At 63.1% G+C, this 547-nt stretch carries 1 pseudogene; it reads right to left on the reverse strand.

From position 1 onward, the window contains the following. Positions 1-547: pseudogene (locus ELS83_RS21820) on the reverse strand (Tn3 family transposase); the annotation flags it as partial.

A 547-nucleotide genomic window follows, 5' to 3' on the forward strand; every position in this document is an offset into this window, starting at 1 on the left:
TTCTCGGGCGGTACCAGGTAGTCCTCGAAGTCCTTGAACTGGCGTGAACCCTGCACCCAGATGTCGCCCGAGCGCAGGGAGTTCTTCAACTCGGACAGCGCGCACAGTTCGTAGTAGCGCCGGTCGATGCCGGCGTCGGTCATCACCAGTTTCTGCCAGCGCGGCTTGATGAAGCCGGTCGGTGCATCGGCTGGCAGCTTGCGGGCGTTGTCGGTGTTCATGCCGCGCAGCACCTCAATGGCATCAAGCACGTTTTTGGCGGCGGGCGCGGCCCGCAGCTTGAGCACGGCAAGGAATTCCGGTGCATAGCGGCGCAGGGTGGCGTAGCTCTCGCCGATGCGATGCAGGAAATCGAAGTCATCGGGTTGCGCGAGCTTCTGCGCCTCGGTGACGCTCTCGGCAAAGGAATCCCAGGACATGACGGCCTCGATGGCGGCAAACGCATCGCGGCCTGATTGCTTGGCGTCGATCAGCGCCTGACCGATGCGCCCGTACAGACGTACCTTGGCGTTGATGGCCTTGCCTGACGCCTGGAACTGCTGCTGAT

The organism is Marinifilum caeruleilacunae, assembly GCF_013141825.1.
Lineage (GTDB): Bacteria > Bacteroidota > Bacteroidia > Bacteroidales > Marinifilaceae > Marinifilum > Marinifilum caeruleilacunae.